The sequence below is a fragment of the Streptomyces glomeratus genome (genome assembly GCF_021462825.1).
GTDB classification, from domain to species: Bacteria; Actinomycetota; Actinomycetes; order Streptomycetales; family Streptomycetaceae; genus Streptomyces; species Streptomyces glomeratus.
Window position 1 is genome coordinate 83,277 of the sequence record NZ_JAKEEB010000009.1, and the last position, 21,312, is coordinate 104,588.

21 protein-coding genes are annotated in these 21,312 nt (G+C 70.3%); 16 read left to right on the top strand and 5 right to left on the bottom strand.

What is annotated here, in order from left to right; translation table 11 throughout:
- Window positions 1–11: 11 nt before the first annotated feature.
- Window positions 12–404 (bottom strand): VOC family protein, encoded by a 393-nt coding sequence (locus LZ604_RS13230; RefSeq protein WP_234515257.1) that lies wholly within the window; start codon window positions 402–404, stop codon window positions 12–14.
- A gap of 73 nt (window positions 405–477) precedes the next feature.
- Between LZ604_RS13230 and LZ604_RS13235 the strand changes: the two genes are divergently transcribed.
- The gene (locus LZ604_RS13235) at window positions 478–1,026 is read left to right on the top strand and encodes a GNAT family N-acetyltransferase (protein ID WP_234515258.1); all 549 of its coding nucleotides are present in this window, start codon (window positions 478–480) and stop codon (window positions 1,024–1,026) included.
- 64 nt (window positions 1,027–1,090) lie between these two features.
- Here the strand turns inward: LZ604_RS13235 and LZ604_RS13240 are convergent, their stop codons facing one another.
- Entirely contained in the window at window positions 1,091–1,774 is a 684-nt protein-coding gene (locus tag LZ604_RS13240) for a glycerophosphodiester phosphodiesterase (RefSeq protein ID WP_234515259.1), read from the bottom strand.
- 455 nt (window positions 1,775–2,229) lie between these two features.
- Between LZ604_RS13240 and LZ604_RS13245 the strand changes: the two genes are divergently transcribed.
- The 5 genes from LZ604_RS13245 (at window position 2,230) to LZ604_RS13265 (ending at window position 6,893) form a co-directional block, all read left to right on the top strand.
- Window positions 2,230–3,627, top strand: a complete 1,398-nt coding sequence (locus LZ604_RS13245) for a DUF6421 family protein (protein ID WP_234515260.1) — start codon at window positions 2,230–2,232, stop codon at window positions 3,625–3,627.
- A gap of 56 nt (window positions 3,628–3,683) precedes the next feature.
- The gene (locus LZ604_RS13250; protein WP_234515261.1) at window positions 3,684–4,436 is read left to right on the top strand and encodes an SDR family NAD(P)-dependent oxidoreductase; all 753 of its coding nucleotides are present in this window, start codon (window positions 3,684–3,686) and stop codon (window positions 4,434–4,436) included.
- Window positions 4,433–5,503 (top strand): threonine aldolase family protein, encoded by a 1,071-nt coding sequence (locus tag LZ604_RS13255; protein WP_234515262.1) that lies wholly within the window; start codon window positions 4,433–4,435, stop codon window positions 5,501–5,503. Before LZ604_RS13250 ends, LZ604_RS13255 begins: the two co-directional genes overlap by 4 nt.
- A 95-nt stretch (window positions 5,504–5,598) precedes the next feature.
- Window positions 5,599–6,192 (top strand): transglutaminase domain-containing protein, encoded by a 594-nt coding sequence (locus LZ604_RS13260; RefSeq protein ID WP_234515263.1) that lies wholly within the window; start codon window positions 5,599–5,601, stop codon window positions 6,190–6,192.
- An 8-nt stretch (window positions 6,193–6,200) separates the two neighbouring features.
- The gene (locus tag LZ604_RS13265; RefSeq protein ID WP_234515264.1) at window positions 6,201–6,893 is read left to right on the top strand and encodes a B3/B4 domain-containing protein; all 693 of its coding nucleotides are present in this window, start codon (window positions 6,201–6,203) and stop codon (window positions 6,891–6,893) included.
- Between the two features lie 6 nt (window positions 6,894–6,899).
- On the opposite strand, the gene LZ604_RS13270 is transcribed toward LZ604_RS13265, so the two are convergent.
- Window positions 6,900–7,628 (bottom strand): lysophospholipid acyltransferase family protein, encoded by a 729-nt coding sequence (locus tag LZ604_RS13270; RefSeq protein ID WP_234515265.1) that lies wholly within the window; start codon window positions 7,626–7,628, stop codon window positions 6,900–6,902.
- A 285-nt stretch (window positions 7,629–7,913) separates the two neighbouring features.
- Here LZ604_RS13270 and LZ604_RS13275 point away from each other — a divergent pair, with 285 nt between their 5' ends.
- The 4 genes from LZ604_RS13275 (at window position 7,914) to LZ604_RS13290 (ending at window position 11,072) form a co-directional block, all read left to right on the top strand.
- Complete coding sequence (locus LZ604_RS13275) at window positions 7,914–8,312, top strand: TlpA family protein disulfide reductase (RefSeq protein ID WP_234515266.1); 399 nt, start codon at window positions 7,914–7,916, stop codon at window positions 8,310–8,312.
- 253 nt (window positions 8,313–8,565) lie between these two features.
- Entirely contained in the window at window positions 8,566–9,075 is a 510-nt protein-coding gene (locus tag LZ604_RS13280; protein ID WP_234515267.1) for a flavin reductase family protein, read from the top strand.
- Window positions 9,076–9,269: 194 nt separating this feature from the next.
- Window positions 9,270–10,055 carry an electron transfer flavoprotein subunit beta/FixA family protein gene (locus LZ604_RS13285; RefSeq protein ID WP_234515268.1) on the top strand — a complete coding sequence of 262 codons (786 nt, stop codon included), beginning with the start codon at window positions 9,270–9,272 and terminating at the stop codon, window positions 10,053–10,055.
- 54 nt (window positions 10,056–10,109) lie between these two features.
- Complete coding sequence (locus tag LZ604_RS13290) at window positions 10,110–11,072, top strand: electron transfer flavoprotein subunit alpha/FixB family protein (protein ID WP_234515269.1); 963 nt, start codon at window positions 10,110–10,112, stop codon at window positions 11,070–11,072.
- Window positions 11,073–11,125: 53 nt separating this feature from the next.
- Here LZ604_RS13290 and LZ604_RS13295 read toward each other — a convergent pair whose 3' ends face one another.
- Window positions 11,126–12,031, bottom strand: coding sequence for an endonuclease/exonuclease/phosphatase family protein (locus LZ604_RS13295; RefSeq protein WP_234515270.1), 906 nt, complete (start codon window positions 12,029–12,031; stop codon window positions 11,126–11,128).
- 240 nt (window positions 12,032–12,271) lie between these two features.
- Here LZ604_RS13295 and LZ604_RS13300 point away from each other — a divergent pair, with 240 nt between their 5' ends.
- Complete coding sequence (locus tag LZ604_RS13300) at window positions 12,272–13,576, top strand: DUF6986 family protein (protein ID WP_234515271.1); 1,305 nt, start codon at window positions 12,272–12,274, stop codon at window positions 13,574–13,576.
- Between the two features lie 101 nt (window positions 13,577–13,677).
- Here the strand turns inward: LZ604_RS13300 and LZ604_RS13305 are convergent, their stop codons facing one another.
- A complete protein-coding gene (locus LZ604_RS13305; RefSeq protein ID WP_234515272.1) occupies window positions 13,678–14,772 on the bottom strand; it encodes a LacI family DNA-binding transcriptional regulator in 1,095 nt (364 codons plus the stop codon).
- Between the two features lie 213 nt (window positions 14,773–14,985).
- Here LZ604_RS13305 and LZ604_RS13310 point away from each other — a divergent pair, with 213 nt between their 5' ends.
- From LZ604_RS13310 to LZ604_RS13330, 5 genes are all read left to right on the top strand, one after another.
- Window positions 14,986–15,945, top strand: coding sequence for an ROK family protein (locus LZ604_RS13310; protein ID WP_234515481.1), 960 nt, complete (start codon window positions 14,986–14,988; stop codon window positions 15,943–15,945).
- Window positions 15,946–16,276: 331 nt separating this feature from the next.
- Entirely contained in the window at window positions 16,277–18,568 is a 2,292-nt protein-coding gene (locus LZ604_RS13315; protein WP_234515273.1) for a hypothetical protein, read from the top strand.
- Window positions 18,565–19,716, top strand: coding sequence for a hypothetical protein (locus tag LZ604_RS13320; RefSeq protein ID WP_234515274.1), 1,152 nt, complete (start codon window positions 18,565–18,567; stop codon window positions 19,714–19,716). Before LZ604_RS13315 ends, LZ604_RS13320 begins: the two co-directional genes overlap by 4 nt.
- Window positions 19,713–20,531, top strand: a complete 819-nt coding sequence (locus tag LZ604_RS13325) for a hypothetical protein (protein WP_234515275.1) — start codon at window positions 19,713–19,715, stop codon at window positions 20,529–20,531. The genes LZ604_RS13320 and LZ604_RS13325 overlap by 4 nt, the downstream gene beginning before the upstream one ends.
- Window positions 20,531–21,244: a hypothetical protein gene (locus LZ604_RS13330; RefSeq protein WP_234515276.1), complete on the top strand. Its 714-nt coding sequence runs from the start codon at window positions 20,531–20,533 to the stop codon at window positions 21,242–21,244. Before LZ604_RS13325 ends, LZ604_RS13330 begins: the two co-directional genes overlap by 1 nt.
- Window positions 21,245–21,312: the final 68 nt, after the last annotated feature.

Below are 21,312 nucleotides of genomic sequence, written 5' to 3' on the forward strand. Positions count from 1 at the left end.
GGCCGGCGGCATCAGATCCCGGGGCGGTGGCGCAGCGGGTGGTCCACGGGGATCTCCACCAGCACGATCTCGGTGCCGTCCGGGTCGGCGATCCACATCTCGATCAGGCCCCACGGCTCCTTCACGGGCGGTCGCACGATCTCGACGCCCGCGTCGGCCAGCTCGGCGTGCGCGACCGCGATGTCCCGCACCTGCAGCCAGAGCTTCAGCGCCGGGGAAGGCGGTGCGTCACCGCGCCCCGACACCTCCAGGAAGCCGCCGCCGAGGAAGTACACGACACCGCGCTCCGGTCCCGTACCGAACTCCCGGTAGACCGCGAGCCCGAGCTTCTCGCCGTAGAAGGCGCGGGAACGCCCGGGGTCGGTGGGGCGCAGGAGAACGCGGCTGTTCAATACGTGGACCATGCAAACGGAGCCTAGCGGGGGCGTTACGCTCGTCGGTGCCCGCGCCGCGCCACTGAAATCGGAGAAGCAGCCCATGGACAGCGCCGCCACCGCCACGACCGGTCTGACCTTCCGCGACGCCACCGAGGCCGACGTGGACGCGCTGGTCACGCTGATCGAGTCGGCGTACCGCGGCGACGCCAGCCGGGCCGGATGGACGACCGAGGCGGACATCCTGGAAGGGCAGCGGACCGACCCCGAGGGCGTGCTGCAGGTCATCAAGTCGCCCGACAGCCGGCTGCTCACGGTCGAGCGCGACGGGGCGATCGTCGCCTGCTGCCAGCTGGAACACCGCGGGGAGCACGCCTACTTCGGCATGTTCGCGGTCAGCCCCGCACTCCAGGGCGCGGGTCTCGGCAAGACGGTGATCGCCGAGGCGGAGCGGATGGCCCAGCACGACTGGGGCGTGACGGAGATGCATATGACGGTCATCTCCGTGCGGGACGACCTCATCGCCTGGTACGAGCGGCGCGGCTACCGCCGTACGGGACGGATGAGCCCCTTCCCGTACGGCGACGAGCGCTTCGGCATCCCGCAGCGCGACGACCTGGAGTTCGAGCTGCTGGTCAAGCCGTTGCACTGAATCCGGCTCCGACGTCCGCCCGGTGGCCGGGCGGGCGTACGGCGAGCGGCGCGGCGGTGGCCCCTCAGGCGGTGAAGCGGCCGGTGCGTTTGATCTCCGGGTAGTCGGTGGTCGCGCCGTCCAGTTCCAGCGCCCGGGCCAGCCGCAGGTGGTCCAGGGTGTTCACGACCCAGCCGATGACCCTCAGGTCCGCCTTCCGCGCGTGCTCGACGACCTCCAGGGTCAGCCGGCGGATGTTGAGGCAGACCGTCCGGGCACCGGCGGCGACGGCGTCCTCCACCACGTCGGTGCCGTAGCGGCTGGCGACCAGCGCGGTACGCACACCGGGTACGAGCCGGGCGATCTCGGTGATCGCCTCGGCGTGGAACGACGAGACCTCGACCCGGCCGACGAGGTCCCGGCGCTGCATCACCTCGGCCAGTGCCCGGGCCGCCGCCACATCCTTGATCTCCGCCTGGAGCGGTGTTTTCACCGCGTCCAGGACCTCCTCGAAGACGGGGACCCGCTCACCGCGGCCCGCGTCGAGTGCGCGCAACTCGGCGACGGTCTTCTCGGCGATCGGGCCGGCTCCGTCGGTCGTACGGTCCACTTCGGCGTCGTGCATGATCACGAGAGCGCCGTCCTTGCTCAGATGGAGATCGAGCTCGATCACATCGAGGCCCGCGCGCTCCGCGGCAACAAAGGACCGGAGGGTGTTCTCGGGTTCGACACCCATGACTCCGCGGTGACCGATGGTGAGGAAGTTCAAGGTTCAACTCGCTTCCGTCGACGGCGGCTCGGCTGCCGCGAGGCGTTCCCGCACCGTCGCGGCTGGGCGCAGCCTAACGGCCCCGGTGTGCGGTGAACCCGCTCCTGCACGGGTCGACGGGCGCACGGCGTGGCGCGAATCCGGACCCGCAGGGCCGACCGGGTGTCACTCCCGGGTGGGCGCGTCACGCCGCTGTTGACGAACCGGGGCCCGGTCCTCCTCCCAGCCCTTCGCTTCACCGGTATGGCCGAAAGCAGTACGGCCGCCCGCGAGCGGTCCGTGGCTCCGGGTGGCGGAGGGCGTATGGCGGATGTCACGCTTGGTTTGGTTGCCGACAGGAAAAAGAGCGGTGAGGGTGGGGATGGGCAGGATAATTTCCCGATCCCCCTCTTGCTGGAAGAAACCGTCCCCGCATACGGTGTCCTTACTTAAGGTTCTTCCGTGGAGGATGGGTCATGACGGAAATTCTTGTGCAGGTGGGTTCGGAGGGGCAGGTTCCTCCGGAAGACAAGGTGGTGGACCACCCGGCCTGGCCCGTGCTCAAGGATGCCGTGGAACGGATCCGGCCATGGCAGGCCAAGGACGGTTCGATCGACTTCGCCGCCGAGGGCGCCCCGGAGCGTGCGGCCGCCGAAGAGGCCGTCGGCGATGTGGTGGCGGCTGTCGAGGCGCTCTCCCCGCTGCTGCCGCACGACGTCGCCTACCACGAGGCGCTCGTGAAGGACCTGCGCCGGTGGGCCGACGAGGGCTTCCAGGTGCCCGACTTCCTCGACTCGCTGCTGGCCTTCCAGCCCGCCGCCGACCGCCGGGACGGCCTCCAGCACCTGGTCGTCTTCCCGATGTACACGCAGAACGGCAACCCCGACCGCAACCTCGAAGCGGTCGTCCTGCGCATGGTGTGGCCGGAGTGGCTCGCCGAGCTGGAGGCCACCCGCTACGACAACCCGCTGTTCTGCGGCATCACCTTCGAGGACTTCACCGCGGGCTACGACACCAACTCCGCCGTCCTCTTCCCCGAGACCATCGCCGTGCGCGAGGCGCCGGAACGATTCTCCTGGGGCGGCATCTTCTGCGACCGCGAGGCCGCCCGCTTCCGCCGGGTCACCGAGGCCGCCGTCGACATCCTGGGCCTCCAGCTGCCCGAGGACGTCGCCGCGATGGTCCACGACCAGAAGCGCTGCGAAGAGGCCTTCGTGCTGTGGGACATGGTCCACGACCGCACCCACAGCCACGGCGATCTGCCGTTCGACCCGTTCATGATCAAGCAGCGCCAGCCGTTCTGGATGTACGGCCTGGAGGAGCTGCGCTGTGACCTCACCGCCTTCAAGGAGGCCGTGAAGCTCCAGGCGGACGGCGTCCCGCAGGCCCGTGACGTGCAGTACGCGGTGCTCTTCGACCGCATGTTCCGCTTCCCGGTCACCGGCGACCGCGTGCGCAACTACGACGGCCTCGGCGGCCAGCTGCTCTTCGCCTACCTGCACAAGCACGACGTCGTCCGCTGGACGGACAACAAGCTCTCCATCGACTGGGAGCGCGCTCCGCAGGTCACCAACCAGCTGTGCGCCGAGATCGAGAACCTTTACAGGGACGGCATCGACCGCCCGAAGCTCGTGCACTGGTTCGCCGGCTATGAGCTGGTCTCCACCTACCTCGCCTCGCACCCCGGCTCCAAGTGGGCCAAGGGTCCCGAGGCCCTGGACCTGACCCAGCCGCCGCGCAAGCTGGTGGACGACGTGCTTCCGGACGAGTTTCCGCTGAGCATGTTCTATGAGGCGCTCCAGAAGAAGCTCAAGAACGTGATCGCCTCCACCAAGGGCATCACCGCGGAGACCGCCGAGCGAGTCGCCGCGTGAGCGCCCGCGCCGTGGGTACGGCTGATGCGGCGGACGCTGTTCGGGAGGCGAGGACGATGCGGAACGGGAACGGGCCACTGAGTGGCGCGGTGATCGCGGTGGCGGGCGCGGGCGGAGCCGCCGGCCGGGCGACACTGCTGAGGCTTGCCGAGGCGGGGGCGACCGTCGTCGCCTCGGACAACGACCCCGAGCGGCTCGCGGAGGCTGTCGACGCGGCCCGCTACGCCCTCGGCGGCGCCACCGTCACCGGGGACACGGTGGACCTGCTCGACCTCCAGTCCACCCGTGACTGGGCCACCCATGTCGAGAAGGACTTCGGACGCGTCGACGGACTGGTGCACCTGGTCGGCGGCTGGCGCGGCAGTGAGACCTTCACCAAGACCAGCCTCGACGACTGGGACTTCCTCGAACTGCTGCTCGTTCGCACCGTGCAGCACACCTCCCTGGCGTTCCACGAGGCGCTGCAGCGCAGCGACCGCGGACGCTATGTCCTGATCAGCGCCTCGGGCGCGACCAAGCCCGCCGCGGGCAACGCCGCCTACGCCGCCGCCAAGGCCGCCGCCGAGGCGTGGACGCTGGCCATGGCCGACTACTTCCGCAAGGCCGGGGGCGAGGGGGGCCCGACGTCGGCGGCTGCGATCCTGGTGGTGAAGGCGTTGGTGCACGACGCGATGCGCGCCGACCGTCCCAACGCGAAGTTCGCGGGCTTCACGGACGTCAAGGACCTGGCCGAGGCCATCACCGACGTCTGGAGCAAGCCCGCCGCGGAAGTGAACGGAAAACGTCTGTGGCTGACCGAGAAGCCGTGAACCCTCCCAAGACCGACGCGCGTCGCCGTCACGACCCGGAGGTCCGCGGTTTCGCCAGTGACAACTACGCCGGGGCCCACCCGGAGGTGCTCGCCGCCCTGGCCGTGGCCAACGGCGGGCACCAGGTCGCGTATGGCGAGGACGTCTACACCGAGAACCTCCAGCGGATCATCCGCAGTCACTTCGGCTCCACGGCCGAGGCGTTCCCGGTGTTCAACGGCACCGGCGCGAACGTCGTCGCGCTGCAGGCCGTCACCGACCGCTGGGGCGCGGTGATCTGTGCGGAGAGCGCGCACATCAACGTCGACGAGGGCGGAGCCCCCGAGCGCATGGGCGGCCTGAAGCTGCTCACCGTGCCCACGCCCGACGGCAAGCTCACGCCCGAGCTGATCGACCGGCAGGCGCACGGCTGGGAGGACGAGCACCGTGCCATGCCGCAGGTCGTCTCGATCACCCAGAGCACCGAGCTGGGCACCCTCTACACGCCCGACGAGATCCGCGCGATCTGCGAGCACGCCCACGCGCGCGGCATGAAGGTGCACCTGGACGGCTCCCGGATAGCCAACGCGGCCGCCTCCCTCGACGTGCCGATGCGCACGTTCACCAACGCGGTCGGCGTCGACATTCTCTCCCTCGGCGGGACGAAGAACGGCGCGCTGTTCGGCGAGGCGGTCGTCGTGATCAACCAGGACGCCGTCAGCCATATGAAGCATCTGCGCAAGCTGTCCATGCAGCTCGCGTCGAAGATGCGCTTTGTGTCGGTGCAGCTGGAGGCTCTGTTCGCCAAGGACCTGTGGCTGCGCAACGCCCGTCACGCCAACGAGATGGCGCAGCGGCTCGCCGAGGGCGTGCGGGCCGTCCATGGGGTGGAGATCCTCTACCCGGTGCAGGCCAACGGGGTCTTCGCCAGGCTCCCTCACGACGTGAGCGAGCGTCTTCAGCAGCGGTTCCGGTTCTACTTCTGGAACGAGGCCGCCGGTGTCGTGCGCTGGATGTGCGCCTTCGACACGACCGAGGACGACGTGGACCGGTTCCTGGCCGCGCTGAAGGAGGAGATGGCGCGCTAGGCGTCCTCTCGGCGGCACCTCGCTTGATGCATAGGTATGCGGCTGATCGAAAGGTCATTGACCATCGGTCGGTCGCATTCCTATGCTCTGCGAACATGGAGCTGATCCAGCAAACGACCGACCTATCCGCCTACTTGGCTGCCGACGAGGTCATCGACCACCACCATCCGGTGGTGCGTGAAGCGGCCGCCCAGCTGGCCGGACAGGTGGCGGACTCGTATGCCTATGCGCAAGCGGCCTACGAGTTCGTGCGCGACACCATTCCGCACTCCGCCGACAGCGGCGATCCGCGCGTCACCTGGCGCGCCTCCGACGTATTCCGGCTCCGCACCGGTATCTGCCATGCCAAGGCGCACGCCCTGGCCGCGCTGCTGCGTGCCGAGGACATCCCGACGGCGCTGTGCTACCAGCGGCTGGTGCACGACGACGACGTCGGTCATCTCGTGCACGGACTGGTCGCCGTGCGGTTCCATGGCGCCTGGCACCGGCAGGATCCCCGCGGGAACAAACCGGGAGTGGACGCCCGGTTCTCCCTCCACGGTGAGCGACTGGCCTGGACCCCCGACGAGAAGTCCAACGAAATGGACTATCCCGTCCTGCATGCTGAACCCCACCCGGCCGTGCTGCGTGCCCTCCGAGCCGCCCCCGACCGGGAGACCCTCTGGAAGACGCTCCCCACCGCACTCTGAGGCAGGCGATGACTCTCTCCCTGACCGTGTCCGACGGGGTGCGCGCCCTCGCTCCCGGTTTCACGCACCTGGCGATCGAGGCCGACGGACTCGTCAACGGGCCCAGCACCGAGGAGACGTCCGCGCTGCTCGACGACGCGGCCCGCCGCCTCGCCGTACGACTGGACGGACGTGCTCCGCACGAGGATCCGCACATGGCGGCCTGGCGCGAGGTGTACACGGCCTTCGGTACCAAGCCGTCCCGCACCCGTAACTCGGCCGAGGCGCTTGCCAGGCGAGCCCTGTCGGACGCTGGACTGCCGAGGATCAATGTGCTCGTCGACGTCTACAACGCCGTCAGCGTGGCCCATCTGATCCCGGTCGGCGGCGAGGACCTCGATCTCGTCCAGGGCGCCATGCACCTCGTCAGGGCCACGGGCGACGAGGATTTCGTGACCGTAGCGGGCGGCGAGGAGACCGTCGAGCACCCGGACCCGGGTGAGGTGGTCTGGCGCGACGAGGCGGGTGTGACCTGCCGCCGCTGGAACTGGCGCCAGGGGCCCCGCACCCGGCTCACCGAGGAGTCGGCCTCAGGGGTCTTCCTGCTGGAGAGCCTCACGCCGATGCCGGTGGCCGACGTGGAGCGGGCCGGCGCCGAACTGGCCGAACTGCTGGAGAAGTTCAGCCCCGGGGCGCGGATCACCGTGCACGCCCCCGCCTGATCGGTCTCAGCGGGCCTCGGCGGTGCGCAGCTCCTCCTGGGTCGGCGCCGTACCGCCGAGGTGGGCCGGCACCCACCACGTGTCCTCCGGACCCTTGGGGCGCCCGGGGTAGGCGCGCTGGGCGGCCTCCAGCAACTCCTGGACGCGCTCGCGCAGCTGACGGGTGAGCACACCCGCATACGTGTCCCGCGAGGCTTCGACCGCCTCGCCGACCCGGATCGTGATCGGGATGTGACTGCGCTTGAAGTTGCGCGGGTGGCCCTTGGTCCACAGCCGCTGAGTGCCCCAGACCGCCATCGGGACCAGCGGGACGCCCGCTTCCTGGGCCAGGCGCACCGCGCCCGACTTGAAGCCCTTCAGGGTGAACGACTGTGAGATGGTCGCCTCGGGGAAGACGCCGACGATTTCCCCCGACCGCAGCGAGTCCAGGGCGTGCGCGTAGGCGGCCTCGCCCTGCTTGCGGTCCACCGGGATGTGCTTCATGGCGCGCATCAGCGGGCCGGAGATCCGGTGCCGGAAGACGGACTCCTTGGCCATGAAGCGCACCAGGCGCTTCTGCGGCAGGGCCGCCAGGCCGTTGAAGACGAAGTCCAGATAGCTGATGTGATTGCTCACCAGCACCGCACCGCCCGAGCGCGGGATGTTCTCGGATCCCTTGCAGTCGATCTTCAGGTCCCATGCCTTGAACATCGTGAGGGCGAGACCGATGACGGGACGGTATACGAGCTCAGCCATGGGCGGGGTGGACCCTTCTGTCAGCCTGGGCAGGGGCTCCCGGCGGAAGTTACGCAGCCGTAGGTTTACGGCGTCTCGCAGATCGTGCCCGAAGAACGAACGTGGGGCCAGTCCTGGTGCCCGCGCGCGGCGAGATCCTCATCACGTCAGCCGTATGCCCCGTCATGGGCTTTTCATATGCTCTTGTTCCCTGCGTGCCGCCACATGCCGGTCACGGAGGCGAAGATGGAGAGCCCGGGAATCCTTGCAGTCCTGTGAACGCTGCAATCGAGGACGACCGGACTCGTGGTGCGTCGGGGTGCCACCCAGGCGGGCACCCAAGGAGCGGGGCACCGACGGCTGAGCGGGAGAGTGAGAGTGCGCGGGCGGGACGACGGACGGCGGCTCGGGGCGGCCGAGTTGGGCCAGGGGCTCGGGAGGCGGGCGACGCTGGTGCAGTTCTCCAGCGCCTTCTGTGCTCCCTGCCGGGCCACACGGCGGGTCCTCACGGAGGTCGCCGGGATGGTGCCGGGGGTCGCGCATGTGGAGATCGACGCCGAGCAGCGGCTCGAACTCGTCCGCGCGCTCGGCATCGTGAGGACACCGACCGTGCTCGTGCTGGACGCGCACGGGCGGATCGTGCGGCGGGCGACGGGGCAGCCCCGCAAGGCGGACGTGATCGCCGCCCTGGGCGAGGCCGTGTGACGCCCCGGCCGAGGCTGCCGGGCCGCTCGGGGCCGGGTGGAGGCGACGGTGCGGCGGCCGGTGACGCATCTCCCGGATCCCGGGACGCGCTTGACTGCGCCCACCACCTATCGTCAGTCTGACTGTATGCCCCAGGAACTCCTTCTCTTCCAGCGTGTCCACGTGGACCTGGCCCGCACCGCGAGCGCCCGCTGTCCGGCCTGCTGAGCAGCCACGGATCCGCCACCACGTCACCTCGCAGAAGGACAACTCCATGACGGCAACGCCCGGCCTCGACCCCGCTCGGATCGCTTCCCCGGACCTCCTGCGCGCGGTCTTCCGCCGGCATGCGGCGGGGGTCGCCGTGATCACCGCCCGGAGGGACGGCGGCCCGGTCGGCTTCACCGCCACCTCTGTCACCTCGGTCTCCGTCGAGCCTCCCCTCGTCTCGTTCGGCATCGGCATCGGTGCCTCCAGCTGGCCCGCCGTCTCCGAGGCCGGGCATGTCGGCGTGCACATACTCGGCGAGCACCAGGAGGGGCTGGCCAGCACCTTCGCCCGCAGTGGTGCCGACCGCTTCGGCCCACCCACCAGCTGGCGCGAGGGCCCCATGGGAGTCCCCGTCCTGGACGACGTGCTCGCCTGGCTCGTCTGCCGCGTGGTGGCCCGGGTGCCCGCAGGTGACCACCGCCTCGTGGTCGCCGAGGTCGTCCACGGCGACCCCTCCGGCGCCGGTCGCCCGCTGCTCTACCACCAGGGGCGCTTCAACCGGCTGCGTGACTGAACCTACTGGCCGGTTACACAGCGTTGCCAAGGTCACAGTTCAAAGCGCTTGCTTAGCGGGCAGGTACTGGGTGTACTGACGAGTAATATTTCGTTCGGAGCGCGGGGTCGCCCCGACCGGGATCGGCCGCTTCAGGCGCCTATGCTGCCTGAAAGAAGGCAGCCCAGAAATGACGATGCAGTAGGAGAGCCGGCGTGAGCTTGAGGATCGTTGTCACTGTGAAGTACGTGCCCGACGCCACTGGCGACCGGCACTTCGCCGATGACCTGACCGTCGACCGGGACGACGTGGACGGTCTGCTCTCCGAGCTGGACGAGTATGCGGTCGAGCAGGCGCTCCAGATCGCGGAGAACGCCGACGACGCCGAGGTCACCGTGCTGACGGTGGGCCCGGAGGACGCCAAGGACGCGCTGCGCAAGGCCCTGTCGATGGGCGCCGACAAGGCGATCCACGTCGAGGACGACGACCTGCACGGCACCGACGCCATCGGCACCTCGCTGGTGCTGGCCAAGGCCATCGAGAAGGCCGGCTACGACCTGGTGATCTCCGGTATGGCCTCCACCGACGGCACCATGGGTGTCGTACCGGCGCTGCTCGCCGAGCGCCTGGGCGTGCCGCAGGTGACGCTGCTGTCCGAGGTCTCCGTCGAGGACGGCACCGTGAAGGGCCGCCGTGACGGCGACGCCGCCTCGGAGCAGCTGGAGGCGTCCCTGCCGGCCGTCGTCTCGGTCACCGACCAGTCGGGCGAGGCGCGCTACCCGTCCTTCAAGGGCATCATGGCGGCCAAGAAGAAGCCGGTGGAGTCCTGGGACCTGTCGGACCTGGACATCGAGGCCGAGGAGGTCGGTCTCGAGAACGCCTGGACCGCGGTCCAGGCCGTCGCCGAGCGCCCGGCGCGCACCGCGGGCACCATCGTCAAGGACGAGGGCGAGGGCGGCAAGCAGCTCGCTGAGTTCCTCGCGAGCCAGAAGTTCATCTAAGGCTCCTCAGCCTGACCGCCCCTGACTTCGCAATCCGCAAGGAGATCCATTCCCATGGCTGAAGTTCTCGTCTACGTCGACCACGTGGACGGTGCCGTCCGCAAGCCCACGCTGGAGCTGCTGGCCCTGGCCCGGCGCATCGGCGAGCCGGTCGCCGTCGCCCTCGGCACGGGTGCCGCCGACACGGCCGCCGCGCTCGCCGAGCACGGCGCGGTGAAGGTGCTCACCCACGACGCCTCCGAGTACGCCGACTACCTGGTCGTCCCGAAGGTGGACGCGCTGCAGGCCGCCTACGAGGCCGTGTCCCCGGCCGCCGTCCTGGTGCCGTCCTCCGCGGAGGGCAAGGAGATCGCCGCCCGTCTGGCGCTGCGCATCGGCTCCGGCATCATCACCGACGCCGTCGACCTGGAGGCCGGCGAGGAGGGCCCGGTGGCCACCCAGTCGGTGTTCGCCGCCTCCTTCACCACCAAGTCCCGCGTCGCCAAGGGCACCCCGGTCATCACGGTCAAGCCGAACTCGGCCGCCGTGGAGGCCGCCCCGGCCGCCGGCAGCGTCGAGGAGCTCGCGGTGACGTTCTCCGCCAAGGCGACCGGCACCAAGGTCACCGGCCGCACGCCGCGTGAGTCGACGGGCCGTCCCGAGCTGACCGAGGCCGCGATCGTGGTCTCCGGTGGCCGTGGTGTCAACGGCGCGGAGAACTTCGCGATCATCGAGGCGCTCGCCGACTCCCTCGGCGCGGCCGTCGGTGCCTCGCGTGCCGCCGTCGACGCGGGCTGGTACCCGCACACCAACCAGGTCGGCCAGACCGGCAAGAGCGTGTCGCCGCAGCTGTACATCGCCTCCGGTATCTCCGGTGCGATCCAGCACCGCGCCGGTATGCAGACCTCGAAGACGATCGTGGCGATCAACAAGGACGCCGAGGCCCCGATCTTCGACCTGGTCGACTACGGCGTGGTGGGCGACCTGTTCGAGGTCGTGCCGCAGCTGACCGAGGAGGTCAAGGCCCGCAAGGGCTGAGCGACTTCGCGGGTACGAGGCCCCCGGGACCGTTGCGGTCGCGGGGGCCTCGTTCATCCCAGGGTCAGGGACGCCTGCACCGGCAGATGGTCGCTGGGGAACCGGCCGTCCGGCGCGAAGGTGTTGATCGACGCCCAGTGCGCGGTCACTCCGGGCGTGGCCAGGATCCAGTCGATGCGATCGCCGTACGGCCGTGGCGGACGGTAGCCGTGGAACGTGCCGTACGGCGCGGTGTGCTCCACCGCCGTGTCCCAGGTGTCCACGAGACCGGCGCCGAGCAGCGTGTCGTAGACGGGGTTCTTGTGGGCTGCCGCGTTGAAGTCGCCGGTCACCACGAGCGGCAGGGAGCGGTCCAGTCCGGCGATGCGATCGGCGATGAGGGACACCGCACGCACGCGTGCGTACTGGCTCTTGTTGTCCAGGTGGGTGTTGAGGACGTAGAACTCCCGCGCAGGCGGCTGGGTGTCGCGGAAGCGGACCCGGGTGACCATGCGGATGCAGGCGCCACCCCAGGTGTTCGAGCCGATCACATCGGGCGTGTCGGAGAGCCAGAAGTGGTCGTACTCGACCGGGGTCAGCCGGCGCCTGTCGTAGAAGACGGCCACGAACTCGTCGCGGCTGCCGCCCGCACGGCCCGTGCCGATCCACGCGTACTCCGGCCCGAGGTCCGTCGCGATGTCGCGCACCTGCTGGTAGAGGCCCTCCTGGGTGCCGATGACATGCGGCCGTTCGCGGCACAGCAGCGCGCGCATCACCGGGCGGCGGACCGCCCAGCTGTGGGGCTCGGTGGCGCTCGCGTACCGCAGGTTGAACGACATGACCTCGAGATGGCGGTCGTGCCGGGCCGCGGCCTGGGCACCCCGCGGGGACGGTGCCGCACTGGACGCCGGCAGGGCGGCTGCGGCCGCCAGGGCGGTCCTGAGTCCCAGGCGGCGCGTGACGCGGCTGAGGTGGGGCACGGGAGGCTCCTTCTGTGGCGGGTGCCGGACGAGCCCTGCGCCCCGTAGTGTGACAGAGCCGGATGAGATGGGCGTGAACACGGCAAAGGCGCGCGGAGTGTCGCACCTGAAGGAGAGGGTGCTCGCGTATCCGACGGGCGTCGGCCCCTGCCCGGAAGGTGTTGACCCACGGCAACTGCCACGGATAGCTTCGTTCAACGGATTGTTGATTCCGTGAAGCGGAAAGTGGGAGGGTGCGGGATGGGCCAGGGCCGGCAGGAGCGGGTGGCGACCAGCCTCGGGGGTGCCGTACACGAGGAGATCAGTGCCTCTCTCGGCCCGGTCGACGCCGAGCTGGAGCGCCGCTACCCCGGTGACCCGGGCACGCGTCAGCCCGTCCACACGGTCTACGTCCCGGGGGACGCCTTCGCCGCCGACACCGTCCGCTCCTGGGGCGCCCGGGCCCTGGCCGCCCTGGACGAACACGCCCCGGACGCCGCGGCGCTGGCCGCCGTGCTCGGCCTCCCGGACGACCTCGCCGAGCCCGTCCACGACCGCGTGCGCGCGAAGCTGGAGCGCGAACCGGTCGAAGACCTGCGCGTCGACTTCGAGGACGGCTACGGGGCACGGCCGGACGCCGAGGAGGACCAGGCCGCCGCACGCGCGGCACGGCTGATCGCGCAGGCCCACCGCGACGGCACGGCGCCCCCGTACACAGGTATCCGTATGAAGTGCATGGAGGCGCCGGTACGCGACCGGGGCATCCGCACGCTCGACATCTTCCTGACGGGCCTGATGGAGGCCGGCGGCCTGCCCCGGGGCCTCGTGCTCACCCTGCCCAAGGTCACCTACCCCGAGCAGGTCACCGCCCTGGTGCGGCTGCTGGAGGAGTTCGAGAAGGCGCACGGCCTCGAGCCCGGAAGGATCGGGTTCGAGATCCAGATCGAGACCAGCCAGGCCATCCTCGCCGCCGACGGCACGGCCACCGTCGCGCGGATGATCCAGGCCGCCGGGGGACGCGCCACGGGGCTGCACTACGGCACCTTCGACTACAGCGCCTGTCTCGGCGTGTCCGCCGCCTACCAGGCCAGTGACCACCCGGCCGCCGACCACGCCAAGGCGGTCATGCAGGTCGCGGCCGCTGGCACCGGAGTGCGGGTGTGCGACGGCTCCACGAACGTCCTGCCGGTCGGCCCGACCGAGAAGGTGCACGAGGCCTGGCGGCTGCACTACGGGCTCACCCGGCGGGCGCTGGCGCGCGCCTACTACCAGGGCTGGGACATGCATCCCGGCCACCTCCCGACCCGGTACGCGGCCGTCTTCGCCTTCTACCGCGAGGGCTTCCAACAGGCCGCGGCACGGCTGGTCCGGTACGTGGACCGGACCGGCGGCGACGTCATGGACGAGCCGGCCACCGCCAAGGCGCTGAGCGGGTATCTGCTGCACGGGCTGGACTGCGGCGCGCTCAACGTGGCCGAGGTCGCCCGGGCGACCGGCCTGACCCGAGCGGATCTGCAGGGCTTCGCGATGCCGCGGCGGGGCGACCTCACGGCGTCGGCCCCGTAGGACCGTGCCGAGGCGGGGGTTCCGGCGGCGCCGGCTCCCACCCGTCCACCGGCACCGCCTGGACCACGTCGGGCGGGCTGCCGTCGTTCGTGCGCCACCCGTCAGTCCGCGGGCGGCAGTTCGCCCGAGCCGCGGGTGATCAGGCGGGTCGGAAGTTCGATGCGCTCCGGGGTGACGAGCGTGCCGTCGAGCTGGCGGAAGAGCCGCTCGGCGGCCGTGCGGCCGAGGGCGGCGGCGTCCTGGGCGACGACCGTGACGCCGGGCTTGAGGAGATCGGCCAGCTCGAAGTCGTCGAAGCCGACCAGGGCGACCGGACGGTCGTGCTCGGCCAGGACGCGCACGACGGTGACCGTCACCCGGTTGTTGCCGGCGAAGATCGCGGTCACGGGAGCCGGACCGGAGAGCATCTCCTCGGCGGCCCGGCGCACCCGTTGGGGGTCGGTGACGCCGAGGGACATCCAGGAACGCTCGACGGGTATCCCGGCGTCCTCCATGGCGGCGCGGTAGCCGCGCAGCCGTTCGGCCGCGGTGTGGATGCGCGGCATGTCACCGATGAAGCCGATCCGCCGGTGGCCGTGCGCGATGAGATGGGCCACCCCGTCACGGGCGCCGCCGAAGCTGTCGGACAGCACCACGTCCGCATCGATCCTCCCGGCCGGACGGTCCACGAACACCGTGGCGACGCCCGCCCTCAGCTCGGGCTCCAGATAGCGGTGATCGCCACCGGCCGGGATGACGACCAGCCCGTCCACCCGGCGAGCGCACAACGCCAGCACCAACTCCTGCTCGCGCTCCGGGTCCTCGGCGCTGGAGCCGTTGATCAGCAGGGCGCCGTGGGCTCGGGCGACCTCCTCGACCGCGCGGCTCAGCGGTCCGTAGAACGGGTCCGCGAGATCCTCCAGAACCAGACCGATGCTCGCGGTACGGCCCTTGCGCAGGACCCGCGCGCTGTCGTTGCGCCGGAAGCCCAGCGCCTCGATGGCCTCCTGGACCCGCCGCTCGGTGTCAGGAGTGACCCCGGGCTCGCCGTTGACGACACGGGAGACCGTCTTCAGGCCGACTCCCGCTCGCGCTGCCACGTCCTTCATGGTCGGGCGATTGCCGTAGCGGGTTCCGGACACGCGGTCTCCTCTGCGGGCGGTCTCGGGCACGATGCGCTGTCCTGTCCTGTCGTCCACGGGGATGCGTCGGTCCATGGGGTTGTATGAGGATGTGGCGTCGAGCATAGAGCCTGGACAACGTTGTCAGATGCGGGAGACACTGTCCACCGCAATCTCCGGCCTGCGCCTTCCCCCAGGGGCGCCTCCTGCCCGTACCCGGCCGGGGGCCCGGACCGCGCGGTGACCACCGCGGTGCGTCCGGTCCGGCACCACTCCGGTACGACTCAAGCCTTGGGAGCGCTGACACTGATGCACACCGACCTCGTGGCCGCCCTCGACATCGGCGGCACCAAGATCGCCGGGGCACTGGTGGACGGCCATGGCCGGATCCTGGTGCGCGCGCAGCGCGCGACGCCCGCGCAGGAGGACGGCGACACCGTGATGGGCGCCGTGGCGGACGTGATCGCGGAGCTGACGCTCTCCCCGCTCTGGTGCAGAGCGCGTGCCGTCGGGATCGGCAGCGCGGGGCCGGTGGACGCCTCCGCGGGCACGGTGAGCCCCGTCAACGTGCCGGGCTGGCGCGGGTACCCGCTGGTCGAGCGGGTCCGCGCGGCGACGGGCGGCCTGCCCGTCGAGCTGATCGGCGACGGCGTGGCCATCACGGCCGCCGAACACTGGCAGGGCGCGGCCCGCGGCCATGACAACGCCCTCTGCATGGTGGTGTCGACCGGGGTCGGTGGCGGTCTCGTCCTGGGCGGGCGGCTGCACCCGGGCCCGACCGGCAACGCGGGCCACATCGGGCACATCAGTGTCGACCTGGACGGAGATCCGTGCCCCTGCGGTTCGCGCGGCTGTGTGGAACGGATCGCGAGCGGGCCGAACATCGCGCGCCGCGCCCTGGAGGGCGGCTGGCGGCCCGGCCCCGACGGCGACACCTCGGCCGCCGCGGTGGCCGCTGCAGCGCGTCAGGGCGATCCGGTGGCCGTGGCCTCCTTCGAACGGGCCGCACAGGCGCTGGCCGCGGGGATCGCCGCGACGGCGACACTCGTCGAGATCGACATCGCGGTCATCGGCGGGGGAGTCGGCAAAGCGGGCGAGGCGCTGTTCACGCCCCTGCGCAGGGCCCTTTCCGACTACGCCACGCTCTCCTTCGTACGTGGTCTGACCGTCGCACCCGCGTTGATGGGTACGGACGCGGGACTCGTGGGTGCGGCCGCGGCGGCCCTGGGGGGCCGGAACAGCGTGCCGGCGGCGGGCGTCGCGACGTGACGGCCCCAACCGTCGGGCCCCGCATGGTGACACTTCGTCAACGTCGCACTCCCGCATGGTCGACATGACCGATCCTGACCGTTGCCGCCCACTACTTGACAGTTTCCTATACGAGTTGAGCCTCCCTCAGTCCTGAAGTTCGCTCTTTATGACCGGATCGGCTGTCTTCGGCGGTAGCACGTCGATTTCGCTGCGGCCGGCCCGGCGTCTCTCCTACGGTGGCCGTCTCGGGGGCGATCCGGCGATCACGGCCATGCTGTGGGGGCATGGAGCCGGTGCGCCTGTGGGACGTACGCGCGTACACGGGTTGCGTAAGGGGGGCGGCTCGTCCGTGAGCGATATCAAGGAAAGTCTCGATGCCGTGCTGCGTCGACGGCGGGAGCATCTGCCCGTGGTCGACGAGCAGATGGAGCGGTGGACCCGGATTCGGCAACTGGCAAGGGAACTGCGTGACGCGACCAGGAGTGCCGGCGCGGCCGGTCCTCAGGGGCCGGCGCACGCCGCCCTGGATTCGCTCGACACCGAGGCGATCGAGCGAGCGGTGCAGGACTGCCTGGACGTACTGGCCGGGGTGCGCAGCAGGGTCGGCCGCAACACCGTCAACATCGGTGTGAGCGGCCGTGCCCGCAACGGCAAGAGCACGGTGCTGCAGTCGCTGTCCGGGCTCGACGACCAGCAGATTCCCAGTGGCCGCGGCCAGCCGGTCACCGCCGTGCGCAGCCGGATCTACCACTCGGCCACCGACCGCGGCGCACTGCTGACCATGCACACCGAGAGGTCGTTCCTCAGGGAGGTGATCGCTCCCTACCACGCCGAACTGGGCCTGGACCCCGCGCCGGGTGACCTGTCGGCCTTCGCGCTCTATGACTATCCGCCGCCCGCTGACGCAGCGGGCAAGGCGGACCAGCCCCGGCTGGCCCCGATGCTGGCCCGCGTCCGTGAGGCACAGGAGGCGCTCGGCACCTACCGGCACTGTCTGACCGGCGAGGTCCGGACGGTGGACCTCTCGGACATCAGGGAGTGGGTGGCCTATCCGGAGGGTGGTGCGGCGCCGCCGGTGAAGCGGCCGTACCTTGCCGTACGGGACGCGGCGATCACCTGTGCCTTCCCGATCGACGAAGTGACAGCGCTGGGTCTGGTGGACATGCCCGGTCTCGGCGAACTGGTCCCCGAGGCCGAGGCACACCATCTCGACGGCCTGCGCAACGACGTCGACTTCGTCATCGTCGTCAAGCGGCCGACCGACACCAATGCCATGTGGGCGGAGGAGGACGCCCGCGCCCTCCAGCTCATCGCGAGCGTCTGCACCGTCGCGGACGTACGCGACTTCACCATGATCCTGGTCAACACGGGGATGTGTCTTCCCGAGAACATCCGCGCCCTTGAGGACGACCTGACGCAACGGCTCAACGGGAACGAGGAGCACCGCGGTTACTGGGTGGTGCTCGAGGACGGCGCCGACCGCGACGTGGTCCGGGACCGGGTGCTGCGACCGGTTCTGGAGCACCTGGCGACCGCTCTGCCGCGCATGGACGAGGCGGTGATCGCGGACGCGATCGCGGTGTGCCGTGAACGCACGGACGCGATCGCGACGGAACTGGCTGCCTGGACCGCCGTACTCCGGACCCTGGCGGTGCCCACATCGGCGGAACAGACGATCAACCGCGCCGAACGGCTGCGTGAGGAAGTGGCGGCTTCGCTGCAGGCATGGGTCGACACCCTCAAGGCTCGTGCCGCGGACGACTTCGACGACACCGAGTTCCTCGAGCGTGTCGCGGAGGTGCACGACGACGTCCGCTCCTGGGCGCTCGACGGCTTCGGCGAAGGCGCCGAGGCGTGGCGGGAACGGGCGCTGAACCGCCTGCGTGTGGACCGGGCGTCGCTGCCCTTCGCATCCACGGAGCTCAACCGGGTGCGGGTGGAGATGGCGCGCCGCTTCGCCGCGGTGGACGACGTGCTGACGCAACGTCGGGAGGACTACTGGGCGGGCCTGGTCGACGCACTGGGCTCCAAGCTGGCGCTCCTCGTCCGTGACGCCTCCCACGACGCGGACGTCGTCCGGCCCCAGGGATACCTGCAGGCCCTCGCCCGCGTCTTGCACGACGCGTACGACCCCTGCCCTGTGCTGGCCGGGACGCTCGACTCCGCGCTGGACGTACGGCTCGACTACCACACTCGGGTGCTGCCCCATCTGCGCCGTGCCCTCGGCGTACTCCTCCCCGAACCGGACGATCCGGCGGGCGCGGACGGTCCGACCACCTTGCTCGCGGTGCCCCGCACCGCCGAGGGCGCCGAACTCCTGCTGGAGAGGATCACTCAACTGGCCCGGCAGGCCGCCTACGACGCTCAAGCGGTCCTCGCCCGTGAGCCGGCGACCGCGGCCCAGGCGCTGTTCGCGTACGGCGAGCAGTTCGAGGACTCCTTCGTGCGCTCGGAGCAGTCCGAGGTGGAGTTCAGACGTCTCGTGGGGCAGTTCCAGGACCGCATGTGGCCCTCCGACGGCGCAGGGGCTCAAGCGGTGACGGTTCAAGTGCGCCGTGTGCGCGGCCTGGTGGCGGAACTGCGCCGCCTGATCGATGACGTGGATCCGCGGCACCCCGCGGCAGAGGGGAGCCGACGATGACGCTGTCGTTCAAGGCGTCCATGGTGGGCCCGTCCAGAGTCGGGAAGACGACCTTGCTGACCGCCGTCCTTGCCGAGACGGAATCCATGCTGGCCGGTAGCGGAATCAGCCTCGTCCTGGACGAGACAACCGAGGTGCGGGTCCGCCAGAACCGCAAGGAACTCCGGCGAGCCATCGAATCGCGCGAGTTCGACGCGGCGTCCCTGAGGGGCAGCCAGGGGAAGGCCCTGTATCAAGTGAGCCTTCAGGCATTCGGGGACAGCAGGCCGGGCATCCCGTTCAGCATCCTCGACTACCCGGGCGGTTGGCTCGACCCCGCCAAGCGGGCGCAAGTCCCCCAGGCCAAGGAGAGCTGGGCCGAGTGCGAGAGGCACATCACCGAGAGCCTGATGCTGCTGGTGCCCGTAGACGCCGCCGTGCTGATGGAAGCGGTCACTCCGGCGCAGCGCCGGGCGGTGGCGGACCTGCTCGGCCTCGAGGACGTCGAGGCCTCGGCCCGGAAATGGGCACGCGCCCGCAACCGGCCCGAGCACCGTGATGAGCCGGCCGTACTCCTTCTCGCGCCGCTGAAATGCGAAAAGTACTTCGATGACAACGGTGGCAAAGGGCGAGAAGCGGGAAGACTGCGGCAACTCGTCCGGGAAAAGTACAAGACGATCGTCGGTGCGGTCCAGGAGGAAGCGAAGGATCGCAGCGTACGGGTGGTCTACTCGCCCATCGACACCTACGGCTGCGTGGACCTCATGGAGGCGGAGTGGGTCGAGGTGGACGACGACGGTGACCGGACCCTGGACTTTCGCGGGCACTACCGATTCCGGGAGATTCCGCCCGAAGTACGGCCCAAGGCCGCCGCAACCGTCATGCGGGAGCTGTGCCGATGCGTGGTCTCCGGCCAGGACGCCGCGGAGCAGCGGCGAGCGGACGCGGCCAGGGGCGTCTACGAACTGGCGCTGGGGCGCAAGCTCGAGACCAAAGGGTTCTGGGGGGCGTTGGACTACTACCTCTTCGGGGAGGCGCTGGCCAACAGGAGCACCCGCCTGTCCAGCCAACAGATCATGGCCGATGCCGCGCGGCACCAGGAAGAGCTGACAGCGGTACTGAAACGCATGGCCCAGCGGCCCGCCGACGAGCGAGTGGAGGAGTGGTGAGCGGCCCGATGCGCGCCTATCTGATGACCCGCGGCACCATGCGGAAACATGACTACGCCTTTCTCGGTGAGGCCCCGGCCGAGCCGTGGTGGGATGCGCTCACCCCTTGGGTCCTCCTGGAAAGCGAGGAGGTCATCGTCCACCGGAATGAGGCAGGCGGCGCGAATCTGCTCATCAGCGGCATCCCGTCGCGGCGCACCGACGTGCTCGGCACACGGATCCGGCACACGGTGGTGGTGGAGGATGCGCACCGCGAGCACGGACTCGCCTTGTGGATGGTGCGGTGCGGACTGGACGACGGTGAACGGACCCGCCTGGGTGACGCCCTGGACGGAGCCTTTCCCGGGGATCTCGTGGACGCGCTCATGACGGGTGCGCACGACGACGTCGAACACCGGTTGCTCGCCACGCTCAGACAAGCCGCCGAGGGGTCGGAAGAGGACAAGGCGGGGAAGGACATTCCCGGGTCGTGGGCGGGCAGCGTCCACGACGCGACGGCGAGCGAGGCCTTCATGGCACGCGCCCGGCGCCTTCTGGCCGAGGAGCAGACCGGATACGCCTTCACCACGCACGCTCTGCTCACCGCCGACGGCGCGCGTCGCGCGGCGTCGTCGTTGTCCGGCGAGGTGGCCGCCCTCCTCCACGAGGGTGAGCTGGAGGTGGTCGAACAGCTGGGAAAAGCCCGCGTCCCGGCGCCGCGCCGGGACAGCATCGCCCAGGCTGGAACGAAACGCCGAGTTCTGTCGGCGCTGGGGGCATTGGCCGTGGCCCTGGCCGTGGCTCTGGGAGCGTGGTGGCTGATCCGGCATCTCTGATGGACGAACTGGACGCCGTGTTCCGTCCTCAGGAGCGCCGGTCCTACACGTTGGAATTCGCCCTTCTGCGGTGGCAGCCCGTGCCGCGGCACTACGATCTCGACGTCGGGATACTCTTCCCCATGGTGGAGGGTTCTCTGTATCGCTCCGGTGACGAGCGTCCCATCAAAGTCAAAGGTCGCGTCATCCAATTCGCATCGCCCACGCATGCGCTGGGCAGCACGGAATCGGTCCTGGGCGAGTTCGTCTTCAGGTTGGGCGATGCCTCCGCGGAAGTACGCGTTGCCTTGGATTCCTCTTTCCTCAAGGGCTTGCGCGATGCGGCCACGTGGGGTCTGGAGGTCTTCACCAGCTATGAATCCCCCGACCTCAGGCGGCATCTCGTACGCCTCGTCCGCCAAGCGGGGGCCAGACTCGGGGAGGTGATTCGCCTCTGCGAGCAGATGGCCTCGAGCGAGGACCCTGCCGACGCACTGGCGCACGCGGAACTGCTGTGGGCCCGTGCGCGCCTGATGATGCTCCTGAACCAGGACGAGGCGGCGGCCGAGTACGTCGTCCAGGGATGTCACCGGGCCGAATCCTCCGGACTGCCGCTCGGCCCCCGCATGGTACGAGCCGGGCAGGGGCTCTGCCTCCTGCTGGAAGGCGCTCGGGAAGAGGATGCCGCGGGGCGGGTCCAGAGCCTCCTGCCCCATGGGCGCGACCGGGCTTGAGGGTCGTGTCGACGCCGGGACCCGGCGCTCGGCGGGGCACGGGAAGGGGGTCGTGAGCGGTAGGGTGC

Bases quoted from the DNA above. Each gene is read 5' to 3' on its own strand.
- LZ604_RS13230 (WP_234515257.1), bottom strand. From the start codon at position 404: ATGGTCCACGTATTGAACAGCCGCGTTCTCCTGCGCCCCACCGACCCC.
- LZ604_RS13245 (WP_234515260.1), top strand. From the start codon at position 2,230: ATGACGGAAATTCTTGTGCAGGTGGGTTCGGAGGGGCAGGTTCCTCCG.
- LZ604_RS13320 (WP_234515274.1), top strand. From the start codon at position 18,565: ATGACGCTGTCGTTCAAGGCGTCCATGGTGGGCCCGTCCAGAGTCGGG.
- LZ604_RS13310 (WP_234515481.1), top strand. From the start codon at position 14,986: ATGCACACCGACCTCGTGGCCGCCCTCGACATCGGCGGCACCAAGATC.
- LZ604_RS13290 (WP_234515269.1), top strand. From the start codon at position 10,110: ATGGCTGAAGTTCTCGTCTACGTCGACCACGTGGACGGTGCCGTCCGC.
- LZ604_RS13330 (WP_234515276.1), top strand. From the start codon at position 20,531: ATGGACGAACTGGACGCCGTGTTCCGTCCTCAGGAGCGCCGGTCCTAC.
- LZ604_RS13265 (WP_234515264.1), top strand. From the start codon at position 6,201: ATGACTCTCTCCCTGACCGTGTCCGACGGGGTGCGCGCCCTCGCTCCC.
- LZ604_RS13260 (WP_234515263.1), top strand. From the start codon at position 5,599: ATGGAGCTGATCCAGCAAACGACCGACCTATCCGCCTACTTGGCTGCC.
- LZ604_RS13300 (WP_234515271.1), top strand. From the start codon at position 12,272: ATGGGCCAGGGCCGGCAGGAGCGGGTGGCGACCAGCCTCGGGGGTGCC.
- LZ604_RS13305 (WP_234515272.1), bottom strand. From the start codon at position 14,772: ATGGACCGACGCATCCCCGTGGACGACAGGACAGGACAGCGCATCGTG.
- LZ604_RS13270 (WP_234515265.1), bottom strand. From the start codon at position 7,628: ATGGCTGAGCTCGTATACCGTCCCGTCATCGGTCTCGCCCTCACGATG.
- LZ604_RS13235 (WP_234515258.1), top strand. From the start codon at position 478: ATGGACAGCGCCGCCACCGCCACGACCGGTCTGACCTTCCGCGACGCC.
- LZ604_RS13280 (WP_234515267.1), top strand. From the start codon at position 8,566: ATGACGGCAACGCCCGGCCTCGACCCCGCTCGGATCGCTTCCCCGGAC.
- LZ604_RS13250 (WP_234515261.1), top strand. From the start codon at position 3,684: ATGCGGAACGGGAACGGGCCACTGAGTGGCGCGGTGATCGCGGTGGCG.